This is a genomic window from Streptomyces sp. NTD91 (genome assembly GCF_059510455.1).
This window is the reverse complement of the sequence record NZ_JCAJZW010000020.1, coordinates 89,291-104,993: the sequence shown is the minus strand read 5'-3', so window position 1 is coordinate 104,993 and position 15,703 is coordinate 89,291. Positions and strand designations below refer to the sequence as shown.

Below are 15,703 nucleotides of genomic sequence, written 5' to 3'. Positions count from 1 at the left end.
GCGGTGGTCACTTGGCCGCCTTGACGAACTCGGTGGTGTATGTCTCGCTCAAGTCCACCTCGGCGTTCTTGATGTTGGGGTTGAACGACCTGAGCACCTTCTCAACGGTCTCGGGGCCGCCCTGGGGCATCACACCGTCGTCGGTGAACATCGGCAGGGTGCTCTTGACGGCCTGCGCGTAGAGCGCCGTGTTGCCCTGGGAGTAGTCGGCGGGCATCCGGGCGGCGATCTCGTCGGCGCTGTGGCTGGACATCCACGTGAGCGTCTTGACGAATGCGTTGGTCAACTTCTGGACGGTGTCCTTGTGTCCGTTCACCCAGTCCGTCTGCATGTACAGACTTGACGAGGGGTACGGCCCGCCGAGCGCCTTCTGCGAGCCCTCGGGTGTGCGCATGTCGATGAGGACCTTGCCGGCCTTCCTGTCGAGGATCGTCGCGACGGTCGGGTCGGTGGTCATGCCGCCGTCGATCGCCCCCTTCTGCAGCGCCGCGATGAACGTCGGTCCGGCGCCCACGGCCACGGGCGTGAACTGGCTGACGTTCACGCCGTTCTTGACCGCCAGGTACTTGGTGAGGAAGTCGGTGGAGGAGCCGAGACGGGTCACGCCGAGTTTGCGGCCCTTGAAGTCCTTGGGCGACGTGAGGCTGCCCGACGCCTTGCCGGAGACCACCTCGACCTCGCCGGGGGCGTGCGAGAACTGCACCACCGACTCCACCGACTTGCCCTTGACCTGCAGGTCGAGGGTGTGGTCGTAGGAGCCGACCGCTCCCTGCACCTGGCCGGAGACGAGCGCGGTCTCGGCCTGGACACCGGCGGGCTCACTGAGCAGTTGGACGTTCAGGCCCTCCGCCTTGAAGTAGCCGAGGCGCTGGGTGAGCATCGCGGGCAGGTAGATGACCTTGTCCAGGCCGCCGACCATGATCTTGACACTCTGACCCTTTCCGCCGCCACCGCTGCCGGTCTCGGTCGTCGAGCCGGCTGCGTCGTTGCCACAGGCGGTGAGCGAGGAGAGCGCCAGCAGGCCGGCGGCGGCCAGGGAGGCGTGTCTGGCGGTGTTGCGCATACGGTTCACGTCCTTGTGAGAAGGCGGTACGGGGAAGGCGTGGAGGGCTGGTCCGCGAGCGAGGGGTCAGCTGTCGGAACCGGCGGGCTTCCAGCGGAAGATGCGGCGCTCGGCGAAGGTCAGCAGCCCCTCGGCAGCGAGGGCGACGACGGCGAGGATGACCATGGCTGCGTAGACGCCGGCCGCGTTGAAGGTGTTCTGCGACTGCGCGACGAGCAGGCCGATGCCCTTGGTGGCGCCGATGTACTCGCCGACGATCGCGCCGATGAGGGCGAAGCCGAAGCTGACGTGGAGGCTGGTGAAGATCCAGGAGGTGGCCGACGGGATGACCACCTGGAGCGTCACCCGGCGGTCACTGGCGCCCAGGATGCGTGCGTTGGCCACCAGGTTGCGGTCCACCTCACGGGCTCCCTGGAAGGCGTTGAAGAACACCGGGAAGAAGACCAGCACGACGGCGGAAGCGACCTTGGAGGACGGCCCGAGTCCGAACCAGATCAGGAAGATCGGCGCCAGGACGACCCTGGGGATCGAATTGAGAACCTTGATGTATGGACCAAGAACCTCGGCGAGCAATCTGATCCGTCCGAGTGCGATGCCGAGCAACACACCGGCAACCACGCCGACGACCCAGCCGAGCAGCGCCTCGCAGAGCGTGTACCAGATCTGCTCCCCCAGCGAGCCGAGCGCGGTCCCGTGCATGCCAGGTCCAGATCTGGTCCCAGATCTTCGACGGCATCGAGAAGTTGAACGGGTCGATGATCTTCGCCCGGGACAGTCCCTCCCACAGCCCGAGGACGGCCACCAGCAGCACACGCACAGCGGTGACGAGGGTCTTGCGGCGACGGGCGGCCTGAGCGCGGGGTCTGGGCGCGGTCGGTGACCTTGGCCGTGTCGACGACCGGAGTCTGAAGAATTTCAGGCGACATGAGCGGCACCTCTTCCGCGGGTGATGCGAACCTCTTCGCCGAGGGACTCCCAGATCTCGCGGTAGATCTCGATGAACCGCGGCTCCAGGCGCACGGACTCCACCTTGCGCGGCCGGGGGAGACCGATCTCGAAGACCTGCTTCACGGTGCGGGTCCGGCGGTCATCACGACGACCTTGTCGGCGAGCGCGATGGACTCCTCCAGGTCGTGGGTGACGAAGACGACGGAGGCGCCGGTGCCCTCCCGCAGCTCCAGCAGCTCGTCCGACATCAGGGCCCGGGTCTGCACGTCCAGCGCCGAGTACGGCTCGTCCATCAGCAGGATCTCGGGGTCGTTGACGAACGTGGCGGCGAGGGCGACGCGCTTGCGCTGACCGCCGGAGAGCTGGTGCGGGTAACGGTCCTCGAAGGCGGCGAGTGCGTCGCTGAGATAAACGCGAAGTACGTGGGAAAGGTTCCCGGCTTCCGGGTGACCGCCCGCGCGCACAGCGCCGCCCAAGCCCTGGCGGCCGTCGAACGCGGCACCGTCGACCTGGTCCTGCTCGATCACTACCTGCCGGACCAGACGGGTCTCGATCTCGTGCACCACATGCGGGACCAGGGCCACGGCACGGACGTCATCATGATCACCGCGGCCAGCGATGTGACGACCGTGCAGCAGGCGATGCGCCTGGGCGCCCTGCACTACCTGGTCAAGCCGTTCACCTTCGCCGCCCTGCGCCGCACGGTGGACCGGGTCGGCGGCCGGGGCCTGACGGGACAGGAGCAGGTCGACCGGATCTTCGGGGCGCTGCGGACGTCTCCCGCACCGTCCGCGCCCGGCCTGCCGAGCGGCCACTCGGAACCCACGACGGATCTGATCTGCGGCGTCCTGCACCGGGCCGACCAGCCGCTGTCCGCACACGAGGTGGCCGCCCGGACCGGTCTGAGCCGCTCCACGGCCCAGCGCTATCTGCGCCACCTGGAGCAGGCGGGCCGGCTCCGGCTCTCCCTGAAGTACGGCGACACCGGCCGGCCGGAGCACCGGTACGCCTGGGTGGCGCCGTAGCGTGATCCCGGGGGCGCTACACGGCGCCGGCACCGGTCAGCGACCGTACCTCCGTTTCGGCGTACTTGGCCTCGTCGGCCACCTCCCCGGAGGTGATCGTGCCGATCCACCCGGCGAGGAAGCCGAGCGGGACGGAGACGATGCCCGGGTTCTGCAACGGGAAGCACTGGAAGTCGACGCCCGGGAACAGCGAGGCGGGGCTGCCGGAGACCACCGGGGACAGCAACACCAGTCCGAGCGCCGGGATCAGTCCCCCGTACACGGCCCACACCGCGCCCCGGGTGGTGAAGCCGCGCCAGAACAGCGAGTACAGCAGTACCGGAAGGTTCGCCGACGCGGCGACGGCGAAGGCGAGGCCGACGAGGAAGGCGACGTTGAGGTCACGGGCCAGCAGACCGAGCGCGATCGCCACGACGCCGATACCCACCGCCGCCCAGCGCGCCACCGCCACCTCGCTGCGCGCCGTGCCGCGCGAGCGCCGCAGCGACGCGTACAGGTCGTGTGCCACCGACGCCGACGAGGCGAGCGTGATGCCGGCGACCACGGCGAGGATCGTGGCGAAGGCGACAGCGGCGACGACCGCGAAGAGGACCGTTCCACCGGTGGAGCCCGCGCCGCCGCCCAGCTCGCGGGCGAGCAGCGGCACCGCCGTGTTCCCGGCCGCGTTCGAGTCGCGCACCGCGCCCGTCCCCACCACCGCGGCCGCCCCGAAACCGAGGACGATCGTCATCAGATAGAAGCCGCCGATCAGCCCGATGGCCCACACCGCGGAACGGCGGGCGGCCCGTGCGGTGGGCACGGTGTAGAAACGCGACAGGATGTGCGGCAGTCCTCCGGTGCCCAGCACGAGGGCGAGTCCCAGGCTGATGAAGTCGAGGCGGGCCGTCCAGGTCCCGCCGTACTTCAGGCCCGGCGCCAGGAACGCCCTTCCATGACCACTGCGGTCTGCCGCCGTGAGCAGCAGGCGGCCGACATCGCCGTGGAAGCGGACCAGGACGAGTACGGTCAGCACGATCGTGCCGCACAGCAGCAGGACCGCCTTGACGATCTGGATCCAGGTGGTGGCCCGCATGCCTCCCAGCGACACGTAGACCACCATCAGCGCGCCGACCCCGATGACCGCCCAGGCCTGCGCAGCGCCGCTCGTCCGTCCCAGCAGCAACGCCACCAGACTGCCCGCGCCGACCATCTGCGCCACCAGATACAGAACGGACACCGTGACGGAGGACGTTCCCGCCGCGATCCGCACCGGACGCTCGCTCATCCGCGCGGCCACCACGTCAGCCAGGGTGAACCGCCCGCAGTTGCGGACCAGTTCCGCCACCAGGAACAACACGACCAGCCAGGCCACGAGAAAGCCCACCACGTACAGCATGCCGTCGTAGCCGTACAGCGCGATGAGCCCGGTGACCCCGAGGAAGGAGGCGGCGGACATGTAGTCGCCCGCGATGGCAAAACCATTCTCCATGGGGGAGAACAACCGCCCTCCGGCGTAGAACTCCTCCGCCGAACCGTGCCGGCGCCGACTCACCCATGTCGTGATCCCGAGGGTCACGGCTACGAAACCGCTGAACAGCAGCAGTGCCAGCGTCTGATGGCCACTGGTCACGAGGCGCCTCCCCGCGCTTCCCGGGTCAGTTCCTGGGTGTCCCAGCGCAACTCCAGCGCCGCCCGGTCCCGGCGCAGCCGCGCGTGCCGGGCGTAAGCCCAGGTGAGCAGGAACGTGGTGAGGAACTGTCCCAGCCCCGCCACCATGGCCACGTTCACCGCACCCACCACCGGCCGGGCCATGAATCCCGGCGCGGTGGTGGCGGTGACCACATAGCCCACGTACCAGGCGAGGAAGGCCACAACTCCCGGCACCACGAACCGCCGATATCTGCCGCGCACTTCCTGGAAGGCCGCGCTGCGCTGCACCTCGACGTACACATCACGTGCGCGAACCGCCGTTGAGCTCACCCCTCCGCGAGCGGGCGGCACCGCCTGCGCCGGCACACCCGGGCCGGACGGCTCGCCCCAGCCGGAGGCCAGCGCGTCGTACCAAGGGTCCTCGTACGGCATGTCGCGGGTGGATGCGCCGCGGTCTTCCTGGTTCCCGGACGAACCAACGGGACCATCCCCGGCTCCACGGGCACGACCGTTGCTTGACTGCATGCCCAAGGATGGACAGATCGGGAAGATCCCTGACTCTTCTTCCCCGCCTCTTCACCCCATCAGGTGATTCACTTCGTGGGCGGTCGCACCAGCCCCTTGCTGTAGGCATAACGCACCGCCTGCGCCCGGTCCTTGAGGCCCGTCTTGGAGAAGAGATTGTTGATGTGGGTCTTCACGGTCGCGGTCGACACATGCAGCTTGCGGGCGATCTCCTGATTGCTGAACCCTTCGGCGATCAGCAACAACACCTCGGTCTCCCGCGCGGTCAGACCGTCGGGTGGCGCCTGGGCGGTGGCCGGCGGCCCCGGCTCGGGCCGCGACAGTCGCTCCAGCAGCCGGCGCTGGACACTCGGCGACAGACCCGCGTCCCCCGACAGCACGCTCTCCACGGCACGCACGATCTCGTCACCGCCCGCGTCCTTGGTCAGATACCCCCGGGCGCCGGCGCGCAGCGCGGGGAAGAGCGATTCGTCGTCCGCGTAGGTGGTGAGCACCACGACCTGGGTTCCCGGGTACTGCTCCCGGATCCGCCGCGTGGCCTCCACGCCGTCGCAGCGGGGCATCCTGAGATCCATCAGGACGACGTCCGGGGCCAGTTCCGCGACCAGCCGCACCGCCTCCTCACCGTCTCCCGCGGCACCCACGACCTCCACCCCGGGCAGCAGCCCGAGCAGCATGACGATGCCCTCGCGGACCACGGTCTGGTCGTCGGCGACCACCACCCGTGCGGGCTTCTTCTCCCCCTCCGTCTCGGTCATACAGGCACCTTCAGCGTCACCACGAATCCCTCCTCGTCCGGCCCCGCGTCCAGTGAGCCGCCCAGCAACTCGGCGCGCTCGCGCATGCCCAGCAGACCGTATCCGGATCCGACGGCCGTGAGTTCGCCCGGCCGCCCGCCCGAGTCCCGCACGCCCAGCGTCACTTCGTGCTCGCTGTAGTCGAGCCGCAGGTGCACCTCGGCGCCCTGGGCGTGCTTGCGGACGTTCGTCAGCGCCTCCTGGGCGACTCTGCGCACGGCCTGGGAAGCCTCGGCCGACAGGGGTCTGCGCTCACCCGTCACGGTGACCTCGGCGCCCTCGGCTCCGCTGACGAGTTCGCTCAGGAAGTCCTCCAGCGGGGTCAGCTCGCCCCGTAGTGCGGACAGCGCCTGCCGGGTCTCGGCGAGTCCGTCCCGGGCCATCCCACGGGCGGCCACCACCCGTTCCAGAACGCGGTCGCGGTCCGCGCCGTTCTCGATCAGGAGCCGGGCCGCCTCCAGGTGCACCAGCTGCGCCGAGAGGCTGTGGGCCAGCACGTCGTGGATCTCCCGTGCGATCCGCGCCCGCTCGGCCAGCGCCGCGGACTCGGCCTCGGCGGCCCGGGCTGCGCGTTCCTGGGCGAGCAGTCTCTGTGCGTTGCCCCGCGCCTCGGCGTCCAGCCGCAGGACGTATCCCGCGAGGGCCATGCCCGCCACCGAGGCAGCCGTGGTCATCCACACGTCGTTGTTGAAGGCCGAGTACGCGGCCAGGCCCGCCGTCGTCACCGGAAGGGCTGCCGCGAGGGGCAGGCGCTCCAGCGCGGTGATCGCGCAACCGCACCAGATCACGAGGGCCGCCCCTTTGAACCCTGTGGCCTCGGCGCCGACCGCGAGGGCCATGAGCGCGCACATCAGCGCCAGCGAGGGCACCAGGCGGTGCTGGTAAGTGGTCCGGAAAAGCGCCCAGGCGAGTAGGCCGGCGACGAGAACACCCGCCATCCCGGCGGCAGCGCCCCGCACGCCCATGTGTCTCTGGTTGTACGCGCCCCACAGCAGCATGGCGATCACCAGGATCCTGACGGCCCAGGCGAGGATGCGCCGGGGCCGGGAGGTGCCTTCGCGGCCGAGTGCCTCCCGCGACGGCCAGCGTGTCCAGGCGTTCTCCGTCACGCGCGCTCCCTCCTGACCGACCGCATGCCGTCACCGTACGCCGGAGCAGGACCGTTCGCGGCGGCGAGCGATTGAGCCCGCCAGACCAGGATGCCGCCGCGGACCAGCAGGGTGGAGGCGAGAGCAATCATCAGGGCGGAGCTGTCCTGGTGCAGGCCCAGCGCGGAACCGACGGCGTAGATGCCGACGCGCAGTGTGATGCCCACGATCCACACCGCCACGCTCGCCTTGGTGCTCTTGGTCCACACGACACCGTCCGACTCCGTCCAGATGCGGGTCGTCCAGGCCCAGCCGGCGCCGATGGCGGCACCTATGATCAGCTCCACTCCGAGCAGCACGGCGGATTCCGTGCGGTGGTGGGTGTCGAGGATTCCGGGCTCGCGCAGCGCCACGACGGCGAGGATCACCGGGATCAGCCACCAGCGCCGGTCTGTGTTGATCGCGCGGGCACGGAACTGCCGCACGATCACTACGACGGCGACGGCAACGATCAGCAGCGCGTTGACGACCCCGGGCATCGAAGCCTCCATGAGCGAGAAGGGAGTGTGCCGGAGCGGGTGCCGCCGACACCTACGAAGCTACGGAAAATCGCAGGTGGGGAGATCGGAGCCGGGGTGGATCACGGGTGGAAACCGGGGCCGCCCGTCTCCACCCACGGGTGTAGATCCCGCGGGGGAGACACGGGGCTGGGGCGGAGGCAGCTGCTGGGTGGTCGATACGTCGATAGCCGGTCGGCCGGCAGTGAGGCGGCGTGACCGGGCGGACGGGCGGGGGGCGGCACACGGCCCCCAGGCGTCCGGCGGCATGGTCCCGGCCGAGGAGCCGGTCTGGGGCCGGTCCGGCCGAGAAGCGGTCGGGCGGCGGGGCCGGGGCCGACTGGAGCCGGTGGCTCCCTCGGAAGGCGCCGGTGGCAGACGCCGACCTGGAAGGTGCAGGTGGGACGAGCCATGGTCGGCAGGCGCCGCTGGCGAGATACGCGCCCTTCGGCAACAGCGCCGGCACCCGGGGCACCGCCCGGGAACGCGGTACCGCCCCACCTCGCCACCACAGGGCCTGGAAGGGGTGAGCCCGCAGAAGGGCCTGCACGCGCGGCCGCCGGCCAGGCACCGCCTCCGGCCGGAACACGGACTGCCGCACCCGGCGGGTCGTCAACAGCGAGGTACCTCCGAAGCCCCCGGTCTGCCGCCGGTTGAAGTCGCCGACGAGCTGTCGCTCGTAGCGGCCGAGGTCTCGCCCGCCGTGTTCGGCCACTCCGGCGTCGACTGCCGCACCCGCGAAAGGGGAACGACCGGCCGTCGAGGGGCCCGACCGACCGATGATGAGCGATCAGGCGGCGGTCCGAGCGAGCCCGCCGGTCTGTGGAGGGCCACCGCCTCCCCTTGACGGAAGCCATCGGCCGACGTCAGAAGCCCGCTCGACCGGCGATCAGGAAAGCACCCAGCCGCCGCAGGCGGACCACGATCGCCGTCGTCCGGCACCGGCCGGTCGCCCCGGACGCCACCGCCCCGCCGCCGGAGATCAGCCGGCCGACGGCCGTGGGAGCGCAGACCCGGCTGTGGGTGGCCGACAGGCTCCCGGCCGGCCCGCCAGCACGCGGCCGTCAGTGACGCTGCTCAGCCCGGCGCAGACCGACACAGTCGCCTCCGGACCGCCGGCCCATGCGGCACCGTCCGACGGCCGCCAAGGGTCGTCCTGCGCCCGGCCACCAAGCCGTCCCACGGCACCCGAACCGGCCGACCCGTCTCGAGCGAGCCCCCGTCAGCAGGGGTCCGTCGGCCGAGCCCGCGCAACTGCTACGCGTCGATGCGGGAGCGGTCCAGTGTCGCCGCCGAGCTGGAGATGAATTCCTTGCGCGGCGCCACCTCGTTGCCCATGAGCAGGTCGAAGACCTGCTCAGCGGCCTCCAGGTCGGACAGGTTGATCCGGCGCAGCGTGCGGTGCCGCGGGTCCATCGTGGTCTCGGCCAGCTGGTCGGCGTCCATCTCGCCCAGACCCTTGTAGCGCTGGATGGAGTCCTTGTACCGAATGCCCTTGCTCTGAAACTCCATGAGCTTGTCGCGCAACTCGCGGTCGGAGTACGTGTAGACGTACTTGTCCTGGCCCTTCTTCGGCTGGATGATCTCGATGCGGTGCAGCGGCGGCACCGCGGCGAAGACGCGGCCGGCCTCCACCATAGGCCTCATGTAGCGCTGGAACAGCGTGAGCAGCAGGCAGCGGATGTGGGACCCGTCCACATCGGCGTCGGTCATCATGATGATCTTGCCGTAGCGGGCCTGGTCGATGTCGAAGGTGCGGCCCGAGCCCGCTCCTATGACCTGGATGATCGCGCCGCACTCGGCGTTCTTGAGCATGTCGGTCACCGACGACCGCTGAACGTTGAGGATCTTGCCCCGGATCGGCAACAGAGCCTGGAACTCGGAGTTCCGCGCCAGCTTGGCCGTACCGAGCGCGGAGTCGCCCTCGACGATGAACAGCTCGCTGCGGTCGACGTCGTCGCTGCGGCAGTCGGCCAGCTTCGCCGGCAGGGAGGAGGACTCCAGGGCGGTCTTGCGACGCTGGGCGTCCTTGTGCTGGCGGGCCGCGACGCGTGTGCGGGCGGCGGCCACCACCTTCTCCATGACGACCCGCGCCTGGGCGGCGGCGTCCCGCTTCGTGCTGGTCAGGAACGCCTTCAGTTCCTTGGACACCACGTTGTTCACGATGCGGCGGGCCGCCGAGGTGCCGAGGACCTCCTTGGTCTGGCCCTCGAACTGCGGCTCGGCCAGGCGCACGGTCACGACGGCGGTGAGGCCCTCGAGAGCGTCGTCCTTGACGATGTTGTCCTCGGCCACGCGCAGCAGCTTCTTGGCACGCAGCACATCGTTGAACACCGCGGTCACGGCCTGCTCGAAGCCGGAGACGTGGGTGCCGCCCTTGGGGGTGGCGATGATGTTGACGAAGGACCGGACGGTCGTGTCGTAGCCCGTGCCCCAGCGCAGCGCGACGTCCACGCCCAGCTCACGCGTCACCTCGGTCGGTGTCATCTGGCCGTGCTCGTCCAGGACCGGGACCGTCTCCTTGAAAGTGCCCCTGCCGGAGAAGCGGAGGACGTCGCAGACCGGCTTGTCGGCGGCAAGGTACTCACAGAACTCGCTGATGCCGCCGTCGAAGCGGAAGGACTCCTCGCCCTTGCTGCCACCCTCGCCGAGGCCGAACTCGTCGCGGACGACGATCGTCAGGCCCGGCACCAGGAAGGCGGTCTGCCGGGCGCGCTGGTGGAGGTTCTCCAAGGAGAGCTTGGCGTCCTTGAGGAAGATCTGTCGGTCGGCCCAGTAGCGCACGCGCGTGCCGGTGCGGGTCTTGGGGATCCTCTTGGTCTTGCGCAGCCCGCTCTTGGCCTCGAACTTCGCGTCGGCACCCTCGCCGGCGAAGGCGCCCGGCGCGCCGCGCCGAAAGCTGATGGCGTGGGTGTGGCCACCACGGTCCACCTCGACGTCGAGACGGGCGGAGAGGGCGTTGACCACAGAGGCGCCGACGCCGTGCAGACCGCCGGAGGCGGCGTACGAACCGCCGCCGAACTTGCCGCCGGCGTGGAGCTTGGTCATGACGACCTCGACGCCGGACAGGCCGGTCCTCGGCTCTACGTCCACGGGGATGCCCCGGCCGTTGTCGCGCACCTCCACCGAACCGTCGTCGTGGAGGATCACCTCGATGCGGTCACAGACGCCCGCGAGGGCCTCGTCCACGGAGTTGTCGATGATCTCCCACAGGCAGTGCATCAGACCGCGGCTGTCGGTCGAGCCGATGTACATGCCCGGGCGCTTGCGCACGGCCTCGAGGCCCTCGAGGACGAGCAGGTGCCGCGCGGTGTAGTTGGAACCGTCCCGGTCTGCTCCTGCCAGCAGCGCTGTGGACGGCACGGACGTGTCGGCGGTCACGCGGTTCGCTCCTCGCTGAATTTCAGTTGGCCCCCTACTGGGTAAGGGGACGGCTTCGGTCGCCGCTCAGAGGGTACCGAGGCCTGGTAGAGCCGATGTAACGCCACCCTCGTCGAGAACTCAGACTAGTCCAGGATCGCATACACGTTCGATCCCTCGATGGGGTGAAGTGCATATCACGTTCCATTGGAGGCATGAACCATTTAGGCTCCGGGCACGTCCTCCTGAACAACAGGCAACCCGGCCTGGAGGACCGAGACACAGCACTGAGCGAAACCGTAAGCACCCCAAGAGACGCACTACGGCACATTCGCCGCCAACCGGCAGCAGACAGCCGCCCCGGAAGATTTTTTTTCGAGGAAGAGCCACGAGCGGGAACGTTTTGGGGCTGGTTGGATGTTGACCCTGGTACGACAGCTCGTCGAGCTAGAGAAGAGGCGACGTGACTACTGTTCTGACCCCCGCGAGCCCGCTGACGGCCGCCGATCGCTGCGACCGCTGCGGCGCCCAGGCATACCTGCGCGTCGTCCTGCTGAGCGGCGGAGAACTGCTCTTCTGCGCCCACCACGGTCGCAAGTTCGAGCCGGAACTCAAGAAGATCGCCGCTGAGATACAGGACGAGACGGAGCGGCTGACGTCCGAACCGAACACCGCTTCCGACGAAGAGCGCTGAATCTCGCACACACGACGAGCCAGCCCCGGCACAGGCCGGTGAACGGGCGGCCGCTCCCTCCAGGAGCGGCCGCCCGTGCTCATGTCTCCGTGCGGAGGCTTTCAGGAGCCGCCATGACTGCCGTCAGCCGCCTTGTGGCTTCCTGAGGCTTCCCGGGGCCGCCCGCAGAACGCGTAGGACCTCGGAGACTCGCGTGTAGACCCCGGGTCTGCCGGGCCTGCCGCAGCCGCTCCCCCAGGACACGAGCCCGATCAGTCGGCCTCTCGCCACCAGCGGGCCCCCACTGTCCCCCTGGCAGGCATCCGGGCCACCGGCGGCCTCGCCGGCGCAGAGCATGCTGGCGGCCCGGTAGGCGCCGTCGGGACCGCCCGGGTACGCACGGGCGCAGAGGGCGTCGGGCAGCACGCGCACGCGGGCGGCGTACAGCCTGCGCGCGTAGGCGCCCCCGCCGGTCGTGTCTCCCCATCCGGAGACCATGGCCTGCGTGCCCGGCGTGTAGGCCGGATCGCCCTGGCCCGCCATGCCGATCACCACGCCCTGCGGCAGCGGCTCGGCGAGGGTGATCACGGCGAAGTCGCCTGCATTGGTCTTGCTGTCGTACCCGGGGTTGATCCAGACATCGCGTACGGCGACCTCCTGGCCGCCGGTCGACAGCAGGTCGGTGCGGTCGACGATCACCCTGAGGTCCCACAGGCGGTCCGGGGGCGCTCCCAGGACCTCCTCGCTCAGGCAGTGGGCCGCGGTGAGCACGGCCGTCCGTGTGACCGCCACACCCCCGCAGAACTGGCCCGCCCGCGTGCCTCCGAACCGGTCACGGCTGGACAGCGCGACCGTCCACGGGGCCTGGGAGACGTCTATCGGGAAGCCTCCGACCACCACGCTGTCGGCGGCCGCGGAAGCCGTGCTCACCAGGGGTACCGCGGCCATGGCGGCCGCCATGGCCAGCGGCCGGATCAGCGCCTGGACAACGGAACGGCGCATGCGGACTCCTCACTCTCGGTCGTACCGGGACACCCAGAGTGATCCACTGCACGGCGGCGCGCAGCCCGAAGGCCCGGCTCCCGCGAGGAAAACCGGGCCTTCGTCGTCGTACGACCCCGCTCTAGTCGAGGTAGTCGCGCAGAACCTGGGAGCGCGACGGGTGGCGCAGCTTCGACATGGTCTTGGACTCGATCTGGCGGATGCGCTCACGCGTCACGCCGTACACCTTGCCGATCTCGTCGAGGGTTTTCGGCTGACCGTCCGTCAGACCGAACCGCATGGAGACGACACCGGCCTCGCGCTCGGACAAGGTGTCCAGAACCGAGTGCAGCTGCTCCTGCAGAAGCGTGAAGCTGACGGCGTCGGCAGGGACGACGGCCTCGGAGTCCTCGATGAGGTCACCGAACTCGCTGTCGCCGTCCTCACCCAGCGGGGTGTGCAGCGAGATGGGTTCGCGGCCGTACTTCTGGACCTCGATGACCTTCTCCGGGGTCATGTCGAGCTCCTTGGCCAGCTCCTCCGGGGTGGGCTCGCGGCCCAGGTCCTGGAGCATCTGGCGCTGAACGCGCGCGAGCTTGTTGATGACCTCGACCATGTGCACCGGGATACGGATGGTGCGGGCCTGGTCGGCCATGGCGCGGGTGATGGCCTGACGGATCCACCAGGTGGCGTACGTGGAGAACTTGTAGCCCTTGGTGTAGTCGAACTTCTCGACCGCGCGGATCAGACCCAGGTTGCCCTCCTGGATGAGGTCCAGGAAGAGCATGCCGCGGCCGGTGTAGCGCTTGGCCAGGGAGACCACCAGACGGAGGTTGGCCTCCAGCAGGTGGTTCTTAGCGCGGCGGCCGTCCTCGGCGATGATCTCCAGCTCGCGCTTGAGCTTCGGCGCCAGCTTGTCGGCGTTGGCCAGCTTGTCCTCGGCGAACAGACCCGCCTCGATGCGCTTGGCCAGCTCGACCTCCTGCTCGGCATTCAGCAGGGGAACCTTGCCGATCTGCTTCAGGTAGTCCTTGACCGGGTCGGCGGTGGCGCCGGCCGCGGCGACCTGCTGCGCGGGCGCGTCGTCCTCGTCCTCGTCGGACAGGACGAAGCCCGCGCTCTCGGCGCCCTCGGGCTCGTCGGCGACCTTGGCGTCCTCGAGAACCTCGTCCTCGAGAATCTCGACGTCGTCCTTCTTGGCGGTGGTCTTCTTGGCGGCCGTCTTCTTCGCGACGGTCTTCTTGGCGGTCGCCTTCTTGGCCGCGGCCTTCTTGGCGGGCACGGCTTCCTCGGCGGAATCGGCTGCGACCGGGGCGACGGGAGCCGCGGGAGCGGCCGTGCTGGCGGTGGCCTGCCTCGTCGTGGTCACCGTCTTCGCCGCGACCGTCTTGGTGGCGGTGCGCTTCGCGGGGCTCTTCGCTGCGACGCTCTTGCGGGTGCGCTTGGGCTCTGCGGCACTGACCATCAGCGTCACACCCTCTTCCTCAAGAATCTGGTTGAGGCTGCGCAGTACGTTCTTCCACTGAGTGGCCGGAATCTGGTCAGCTTCGAAGGCCCGACGCACATCGTCGCCGGCGATCTGCCCCTCAGCCTTTCCCCGCTCAATGAGCGCCATGACAGAGACGGACTCGGCGATCTCCGGCGGGAGCGTACGGGATGTGCTGGCCGACACGAACAACCTCTCGGAACGTTGGAAAACGGCTTCCGGCACCGTCCACTGCGGACAGGAGCCGACCACCGGCCTGGGAATGGGCCGACGGGGCGGGCGGGGGCCGGGAAGATGCACGGCGCCTGTCCTGGCGTCCGTATTCCCTCCGCGGCCGTCACCTCTTAGGTCATCGCGCTGTTTCCGCGAGCGTTACGCCCAATCTGCGTGGCCCGAGTCACACCCCGTATGCGCTCAAAAGCGATCATAAGCCTGCAAATAGGATTAATCGTGACCTCCTGTCTGGTCACTCGTATGCCCCAGGCGGCCCGTCGCACCGCTGGACCTTGCCGGACCACGCAGGGTCCGGCAAGGTCCAGCGGCGGCCGTCAACGAGCCCGGCGCCGCCACGCGCGCCACGAGAACCAGGCTGACGCCACACACCGACGACCGCTCCGTCCTGGCCGCGGGTCAGTGTTCGCGCGGGGCGGGCACCACGCGCTCCACCTCGGGGTGGACCGTGAGCAGTTGCCGCATCGCCGCCTCGGCCGCCGCGCCGTCGCCGGTGCCGAGCGCGTCGACGATCCGCACGTGCTGCCCGAGCGACGTCTCGTTCGGCCGGTCGCAGCCCGTGACCGGGCCTCCCGAGACCTGGAGGGCCGCGGAGACGATTCCGGAGAGGTGCTCCAGCATGCGGTTGCCGGCGATCTGGATGAGCAGCGCGTGGAACTCGTTGTCGGCGCGCGAGTAGGTCAGCGCGTCGCCCTGGGCCATGGCGTGGCTCATGATCTCGACCATGTCACGGAGGCGCTGCTGCACCTCCTCGCGCCCGTGGCCGGCGGCGAGGCGGGCAGCGAGCGGCTCGATCGTCCAGCGCAGCTCGCTCAGCTCACGGCGCTGGTCGTCGCGCTGGGGCCCGAAGGCCCGCCACTCGATGATGTCGGGGTCGAGCAGGTTCCAGTCGCTGACGGGACGCACGCGCGTGCCGACGTTCGGGCGGGCGCTGACCAGGCCCTTGGCCTCGAGGACACGGAGGGACTCGCGGACGACGGTGCGGGAGACCTCGAAGCGCTGGCCGATCTCCTCGGGCACCAGCGGGCGGTCGGCGCCCAGGTCGCCGGAGACGATCATCTGTCCCAGCTGCTGAACGAGTTGGCCGTGCAGCCCGCGTCCGCGGCTGCCCGCGGCGCGTCGGCCGACGCGGCCGAGCTCAGGGTCCGCGCCCTCCCAGGAGGGCGGTGCTACGCGATCGGCCACCTGGGGTTCTGCGTAGGGGTAGCGGTCGAGTTCGCCCGGGCCGGCCAGACCGGAGTCGGTGGAGCGGGCGGCGGTCATCATGGTGTGCGCAAGGGTACTCACGGATCCTTTGTCGGCGTCGCCTCCAACTCCCTTGAGGTCTTTGGTGAAAAGCA

The 15,703-nt window shown here is 69.6% G+C and carries 12 protein-coding genes and 2 pseudogenes; 2 read left to right on the top strand and 12 right to left on the bottom strand.

The window, feature by feature from the left end:
- Nucleotides 1-7: 7 nt before the first annotated feature.
- The 3 genes and pseudogenes from AC5WRT_RS21390 to AC5WRT_RS21380 form a co-directional block, all read right to left on the bottom strand.
- A complete protein-coding gene (locus AC5WRT_RS21390) occupies nucleotides 8-1,063 on the bottom strand; it encodes an ABC transporter substrate-binding protein (RefSeq protein WP_496100504.1) in 1,056 nt (351 codons plus the stop codon).
- Between the two features lie 66 nt (nucleotides 1,064-1,129).
- Nucleotides 1,130-1,989 (bottom strand): annotated as a pseudogene (locus AC5WRT_RS21385) (ABC transporter permease).
- A pseudogene (locus tag AC5WRT_RS21380) lies at nucleotides 1,979-2,406 on the bottom strand (ABC transporter ATP-binding protein); the annotation flags it as partial. The pseudogenes AC5WRT_RS21380 and AC5WRT_RS21385, both read right to left, overlap by 11 nt.
- Between AC5WRT_RS21380 and AC5WRT_RS21375 the strand changes: the two are divergent.
- Complete coding sequence (locus AC5WRT_RS21375) at nucleotides 2,374-3,036, top strand: response regulator (RefSeq protein WP_496100510.1); 663 nt, start codon at nucleotides 2,374-2,376, stop codon at nucleotides 3,034-3,036. The pseudogene AC5WRT_RS21380 and the gene AC5WRT_RS21375 overlap by 33 nt on opposite strands.
- 16 nt (nucleotides 3,037-3,052) lie before the next feature.
- On the opposite strand, the gene AC5WRT_RS21370 is transcribed toward AC5WRT_RS21375, so the two are convergent.
- From AC5WRT_RS21370 to AC5WRT_RS21345, 6 genes are all read right to left on the bottom strand, one after another.
- Nucleotides 3,053-4,645, bottom strand: coding sequence for a monocarboxylic acid transporter (locus AC5WRT_RS21370; RefSeq protein WP_496095035.1), 1,593 nt, complete (start codon nucleotides 4,643-4,645; stop codon nucleotides 3,053-3,055).
- A complete protein-coding gene (locus AC5WRT_RS21365) occupies nucleotides 4,642-5,097 on the bottom strand; it encodes a DUF485 domain-containing protein (RefSeq protein ID WP_496095036.1) in 456 nt (151 codons plus the stop codon). The genes AC5WRT_RS21370 and AC5WRT_RS21365 overlap by 4 nt, the downstream gene beginning before the upstream one ends.
- A 161-nt stretch (nucleotides 5,098-5,258) precedes the next feature.
- The gene (locus AC5WRT_RS21360; protein ID WP_496095037.1) at nucleotides 5,259-5,948 is read right to left on the bottom strand and encodes a response regulator transcription factor; all 690 of its coding nucleotides are present in this window, start codon (nucleotides 5,946-5,948) and stop codon (nucleotides 5,259-5,261) included.
- Complete coding sequence (locus tag AC5WRT_RS21355; RefSeq protein ID WP_496095038.1) at nucleotides 5,945-7,096, bottom strand: sensor histidine kinase; 1,152 nt, start codon at nucleotides 7,094-7,096, stop codon at nucleotides 5,945-5,947. Before AC5WRT_RS21355 ends, AC5WRT_RS21360 begins: the two co-directional genes overlap by 4 nt.
- On the bottom strand, nucleotides 7,093-7,614 hold the full coding sequence (locus AC5WRT_RS21350) for a DUF1453 domain-containing protein (protein WP_496095039.1): 522 nt from the start codon (nucleotides 7,612-7,614) through the stop codon (nucleotides 7,093-7,095). Before AC5WRT_RS21350 ends, AC5WRT_RS21355 begins: the two co-directional genes overlap by 4 nt.
- Nucleotides 7,615-8,889: 1,275 nt before the next feature.
- Entirely contained in the window at nucleotides 8,890-11,013 is a 2,124-nt protein-coding gene (locus tag AC5WRT_RS21345) for a DNA gyrase/topoisomerase IV subunit B (RefSeq protein ID WP_496095040.1), read from the bottom strand.
- A gap of 442 nt (nucleotides 11,014-11,455) precedes the next feature.
- Between AC5WRT_RS21345 and AC5WRT_RS21340 the strand changes: the two genes are divergently transcribed.
- Nucleotides 11,456-11,686 carry a DUF7455 domain-containing protein gene (locus AC5WRT_RS21340; protein ID WP_496095041.1) on the top strand — a complete coding sequence of 77 codons (231 nt, stop codon included), beginning with the start codon at nucleotides 11,456-11,458 and terminating at the stop codon, nucleotides 11,684-11,686.
- A gap of 123 nt (nucleotides 11,687-11,809) precedes the next feature.
- Here AC5WRT_RS21340 and AC5WRT_RS21335 read toward each other — a convergent pair whose 3' ends face one another.
- The 3 genes from AC5WRT_RS21335 to AC5WRT_RS21325 form a co-directional block, all read right to left on the bottom strand.
- Nucleotides 11,810-12,667 carry a serine protease gene (locus AC5WRT_RS21335; protein ID WP_496095042.1) on the bottom strand — a complete coding sequence of 286 codons (858 nt, stop codon included), beginning with the start codon at nucleotides 12,665-12,667 and terminating at the stop codon, nucleotides 11,810-11,812.
- A gap of 121 nt (nucleotides 12,668-12,788) precedes the next feature.
- Nucleotides 12,789-14,318, bottom strand: a complete 1,530-nt coding sequence (locus AC5WRT_RS21330; protein WP_496095043.1) for an RNA polymerase sigma factor — start codon at nucleotides 14,316-14,318, stop codon at nucleotides 12,789-12,791.
- A 444-nt stretch (nucleotides 14,319-14,762) separates the two neighbouring features.
- The gene (locus AC5WRT_RS21325) at nucleotides 14,763-15,650 is read right to left on the bottom strand and encodes a FadR/GntR family transcriptional regulator (protein WP_496095044.1); all 888 of its coding nucleotides are present in this window, start codon (nucleotides 15,648-15,650) and stop codon (nucleotides 14,763-14,765) included.
- Nucleotides 15,651-15,703: the final 53 nt, after the last annotated feature.